The 5065-nt window shown below is 32.8% G+C and carries 4 protein-coding genes; 1 reads left to right on the forward strand and 3 read right to left on the reverse strand.

Annotated features, from left to right (window positions below; all coding sequences use genetic code 11):
- On the forward strand, positions 1–1036 hold a 1036-nt coding region (locus ACWVCY_RS14380; RefSeq protein WP_455143726.1), incomplete at its 5' end, for an alkaline phosphatase.
- Here the strand turns inward: ACWVCY_RS14380 and ACWVCY_RS14385 are convergent.
- Genes ACWVCY_RS14385 through ACWVCY_RS14395 form a run of 3 tightly spaced genes read right to left on the reverse strand, consistent with a single transcriptional unit; the run spans position 1033 to position 4909 of the window.
- The gene (locus ACWVCY_RS14385) at positions 1033–2418 is read right to left on the reverse strand and encodes a mannosyltransferase family protein (protein ID WP_455143728.1); all 1386 of its coding nucleotides are present in this window, start codon (positions 2416–2418) and stop codon (positions 1033–1035) included. The two genes, ACWVCY_RS14380 and ACWVCY_RS14385, sit on opposite strands and share 4 nt — an antisense overlap.
- On the reverse strand, positions 2411–3466 hold the full coding sequence (locus ACWVCY_RS14390; protein ID WP_455143730.1) for a lysylphosphatidylglycerol synthase transmembrane domain-containing protein: 1056 nt from the start codon (positions 3464–3466) through the stop codon (positions 2411–2413). The genes ACWVCY_RS14385 and ACWVCY_RS14390 overlap by 8 nt, the downstream gene beginning before the upstream one ends.
- 15 nt (positions 3467–3481) lie before the next feature.
- Positions 3482–4909: an FAD-dependent oxidoreductase gene (locus ACWVCY_RS14395; RefSeq protein ID WP_455143731.1), complete on the reverse strand. Its 1428-nt coding sequence runs from the start codon at positions 4907–4909 to the stop codon at positions 3482–3484.
- Between the last annotated feature and the right edge of the window lie 156 nt (positions 4910–5065).

Genomic DNA, 5065 nt, shown 5'->3' on the forward strand with positions numbered 1-5065 from the left:
CATTTTAGGAGGAGGACGAAGCGCATTTACAGGATTAGAATTGACAAAAATGCAATCTCGTGGTTATAAGCTCGTAGAAAATAGAACTGAGCTCTTAACAGCACAATCAGATAAAATATTTGGTCTCTTTACGTCTGGCGATCTTCCTTATGAAAGTGTAAGAGATCGTACTCTTATTCCCTCCTTAGCTGAAATGACTAGCAAATCCCTCGAAATCTTATCAAAAGATCCTGATGGATTCTTTTTAATGGTTGAAGGGGGTCAGATTGATTGGGCAGGACATGTGAATAATGCAGCAAATGTTGCGTTAGAAACTATCGAGTTTGATAAATCAGTTAAAATTGCCCTTGAGTATGTCCAAACGCATGAGAATACTATTTTAGTGGTTACCGCAGATCATGAGACTGGGGGATTAGCTGTAATCTCAGAAAGTCTAACCACCGACCTACCTGCTGAAGAAAACACAGCTGAGGAAAATGAACAACTAAGAGTTGCACGAACAGCTGAAATCTATACTTTATTTAGTTCAACAGGACATACTGCAACAAATGTTCCTTTTTATATGTATGGAAGGACTCTAAGTCAATATAATAACTCTATTATTGATAATACTGATATATTCGAAATTGCCAAAGCATTCCTATTCTCCGATACAGGTGCTCCAAAGATAACCATTCACTCCCCATTAAATGATACAATTTATGGGACCGTGGTGGAAGTAATTCTGTCATTCAACGAGACGACTGCTTGGGTTGGTTATTCCATAAATGATAAATCAAATCTTACTGTTGAAACTACACAATTCAACCTTAACATCCCTGAAGGGACATATAAGCTTAATATTTATGCGAATGACTCATTTGGTAATTTAGGATCAGCCCAGGTCTGGTTTACATTTATTTTTTCTCAAACTACCACTATCTCTGTAACTTCCACTACTACTTCTGCTACCACTTCGGGTTTTATATTCCTCCCTTCTATTCTTCTCATTATTTTAATTGATTCAGTTCGTCGCAAGTTGATAAAAAAAACTTAGATTAACCAAACATTCCAATTTGTAAAACTCCAAAGAATCTTAAAACCATAAAGAAGAAAGAAATTTAAGATTAAAAGGAAGATTTTTGGAGAAATAGTTTCCTCCGCTAGAGATAATGGGACATGAAAAATAGTACCTGAATATCGGGGAATGCCCCAAGTATGAAGTCCAATATAACCAGAATAGAATAGAGTTGGACCAATAATCATTACTGCAAAACTTGGCCGTTTTTTTAGTATCCCAATGCCTAGGATTAAGAATAAAAATGCAAAAGAGAACTTTTCAAGTGTCCATTTCATGTCACCGCCTGCTAACATATCAAATAGTCCTGCTAGAGGCCAAACGAATTTTGCCCCCCAATTTGTATAAGTAACTTCAGCTAATGGTATAGGAGCAGTGATGTTTACATAATAAATCCAACTTAAGGGAATAATTCCAAAAATAAGTATCCAACTGAGCTTTATATCAAGAAAATGAAGGAGATTAGAAATTTTTCCTTTTTGTTGAGGATTTAGATTTATTAAGGATTCAAAATTCTCTACAATTCTAGATAATGAAGAAATTCGATTTTTGAATACTGAATATAGGTATTTAAAAGTATTTATCAGAACAAGGAGAGGAAAAAGAGGGATAGCAATAAGACAACCTAGTGCCTGTAGAAAACCTTGATCTCGTACCTTTCGACCGAAATAAATTGCCATATACAAAAAGAAAATTAATGCTCCAGGATAACGAGCTAATGTGGTTAATGCTAACATAATTCCGGTAGTTGTATACCTTTTTTTTTCAAAAGTGTACCATGAAAAGATGATAAATGTTAGATAGACAGGCTCAGCATATGCTACAGTAGAGAATACAAGTGTTGTTGGGAAAAATGAGAACAATAAGGTAGCATTGATCGCCTTCACTTCAGAGAGATATAACTGAGAAACTAAATGAAAAAGAAGAGTAGAAGTTAATGAGAAAATATTAGCAACAATCACAGCAGCAATGGCAACAGGAATATTAATTTGAAAAAATTGACCAATATCCATTAAAATTCTAATAAAAAAGGGATAAAGCGGAGCAAAATTCCATATTCGTGTATCAGTTGGTCTTGCAGGATCGAAGTATTGGCCATTTTCTGCAACAACTAAATAAAAATAACTATCCCAACGAGTGCCTAGGAGATCAAAAAAAGTATTACCAGTGTGAAATTTAGGTTCAAAATCACCAACTGAAAATCCTAGAATTTCAAATAATACAAGGAAAATAACTAGAATAATTGATTTAATGATAATAAAAAGAGCAAGAGAGGTTATTAAAGAGTGTTGGCGAATCCATGAAGATATTTTCTGAAAAATAGTTTCATCAAACTCCGAATTAGATACCAAGCTAATCAAGATTCAATTCAGCCTCTTCTATAGATCGATTTGATGTAAATTTTGTTGTTAAATGTAATAAGCTTCCTATTGGGATAATAAGCCAAAAAACTGCTAATAGATAGATAATACTAACACTTAATGCTAATTCCTCTGAAATTGATAAAAAGAATAATAATTGAGCTACCATGAATGGTAGTTGTCCCAATCCTGAAGCACTAGTAATGGAATTCCCAATTAAACCTGCAGATAATAAAATAAAAGTAGCCATCATGATAGTCATATCCAAGGACATTGAGAGCGATATAATCCAAAAAATTATTCCCTCTATTACCCAAATAATGATTGTACACCCTAGACCTACCCCTAATGCCTTCTGGTTCTGAAATAAAAGTGTCAAATGGTTTGCAAGCTCTGTTGCAGTTTCTTCTTCATTTGTTATAACTCGTTTTTGAAGAATATTAGCTATTCGATTTAGGATACGAATTATTAATTTCCCAGTTTTAGGTCTGCTTAATAATACTAAAAAACATAGAAATCCAATTACTATTCCAATACTCATTATAAGCATTCTTAATACATCAGTGATGTCTAAGAAGGTTTCAAATCCTAAAAATGATAAAAAGAAAAATATTAATCCAAGCATAACACAAACATCAAAGGTCCTTTCCAGGACAACTGTAGCAAAAGAGGATAATAAAGGGTAATTGGTCCTTTTTGAATATTCATATGGTCGGTATAATTCACCCATTCGAAGAGGAAAAACGTTATTCAAGGAAAAGGAATAAGTTATGAGCGTATAAATATTCCACAGGCTTAAAGAGTTCCTTTCAATTATATTTAGTGCTTTAAGAAATAATGTCCAACGATAGGTTCGGACAACTAAGCTAAAATAATATAGCAAAATACCTATGGTTACTAACAAAAAATTTGCTTTTAAAATTGATTTGATAATCACTTCTACTCCTAGAGATAAGATGTATAAAGCTAAAAGGAAAAATAACGATGCTGTGATTATAATATTCTTTTTGTCTAGTTGTAGTTTATATTGAGTAAGATGTGTCTTCATCTTTAATAACCCATATTACCCGACCCATTTATGATCATGACTAATTTCAAGGACTGAATCTTTTGATAAACCAGCCAGTTTAAAAGCACATTTTCTCCCGTGGAGTAAGGCCAAATCCATATTTAAATACTGAAATGTTCCTGTTCTTCCTATCAGTTCTAAATTTTCAAAACGGGAAAGAAAAGTCAGAATAGTTGTTAAATTCTCCTGAAAATTGAGGTCAAATATAGGATAGGCATGGGTTATCCGTTTTACAAACGATCCAATTACTTCTGGTTCATTAACAAATTTTAGTTGAATTAATTGAGATTTCACCTTTTCAATAATGTCTTCATCAGACATCATCCAAATTTTATCCCCTTGATTACACGTAATTTCAGCGGCAATAGCTGTTTTATTTGGAGGACACATTTCACGTCCATATTTAGAGGGTTCGCTAATTCTAACAAAAAGAAATTGATCCTCTGGAAAGTATAGCCAACTATCTTGAAGAGCTTCTGGTTTATTAAGCATAATTCCTACTAAGATGAGGTCTCTATAAATTAATTTTTGTGCAGCAGTTTTCACTTCACTTGGAACAACATCTCCCATAGCAGCTATTAAATCAGGAAGGGGGATAGAGCTAACAATATTATCAAAATTTTTTATTTTATCACCATTAGAAAATTCTATTGAATTTATTTGTCCATCATTTATTGAAATATGTGTTAATTCAGAATTACATATAATATTGTGACCATTAGTAGTAATCTTCTCAGCCATTAGATCTGATAGTACCTGAATACCTCGTGAAGGATAATAAAATTGTTTATAAAGCGTTAAGGCGATTTTAGATTCGGGATTAGGAGGTAACAAACTATTTTTTATAATCGAAAGAAAACTAGTTGCTTTAATACGTTCTGCAGCCCATATTGAGGAAATTGTTCGTGGTGAAATTCCCCAAGCTTTCTGTGTATAATCACGAAAAAATAAGTTATATAAGACTGACCCGAATCTAAATTTAACCCAATCCTCGAAATTATCAATAATTTTTCTTCTAGCGTAAAAATAGCGAAAAAATGAATACCAATAAGTTATTCCTGCTTTGATTGTTAATGAAAATGGCATTTGAAGAAGTGCTGTGAACGGTTTGATTGGGTAATCAAAGTACCTCCCTTTCAGAAAAATACGGCTACTCCGATCACGTTTTTCAATATTATCAATTCCAATGATCTCAAAGAAAAATGCTTCAATTTCCTTTTCTCGCGTTAGAAATCGATGTCCACCAAAATCAAACCCAAAATCCCCATTAACTGTCTTGATCCATATTGTCCGTGATAATCCTCCGATTTGATCTTCTTTCTCATAAATTATAATTGGTTTGTTTAGTTTGGCTAGTTCGTACCCACAAGCTAGTCCTGCTAATCCTGCACCAAGAATTATTGTTCTAGATGAATTATTCATAATAAACATACCAAGATATACTGATTTGGAGTAAAATGATACATCAAATCCTTTTTTTCAAAGATGCATGTTAATTTATCGTTCTATTTCTTTGATAATGTATGAAAAAAAGAAATATTTTCTACTTAAAGAAATATCCTCTATAGGATGAAAATA

It is taken from the genome of Candidatus Hodarchaeum mangrovi (assembly GCF_975850365.1).